The organism is Bifidobacterium sp. UBA4282 (assembly GCF_002394995.1).
In the GTDB taxonomy this organism is placed as follows: domain Bacteria; phylum Actinomycetota; class Actinomycetes; order Actinomycetales; family Bifidobacteriaceae; genus Bifidobacterium; species Bifidobacterium pullorum_B.
On the sequence record NZ_DGVO01000007.1, the window covers coordinates 922 to 1,151 of the forward strand.

At 65.7% G+C, this 230-nt stretch carries 1 protein-coding gene; it reads right to left on the reverse strand.

What is annotated here, in order from left to right; translation table 11 throughout:
• Positions 1–230 (reverse strand): flavodoxin-dependent (E)-4-hydroxy-3-methylbut-2-enyl-diphosphate synthase (locus B4C31_RS00905; RefSeq protein WP_291530958.1); only part of this gene is annotated, 230 nt, incomplete at both ends.

A 230-nucleotide genomic window follows, 5' to 3' on the forward strand; every position in this document is an offset into this window, starting at 1 on the left:
CGTTGACGATGCAGCCCATCACGGCCACGCGAATCGGCGCGGTCACATCCTTGAGCCCTTCGGTGACGGCGTTGGCCAGCTGGATCACATCCACCTGCGCGCGTCCGCAGCTCGGGCATGAGATGATGTCGAACTTGCGCGGGCGCAGTCCCAGGTATTCAAGGATCTTGCACCCCACCTTGACCTCCTCGACCGGCGGCGCCGACAGGGAGACGCGGATCGTGTCGCCG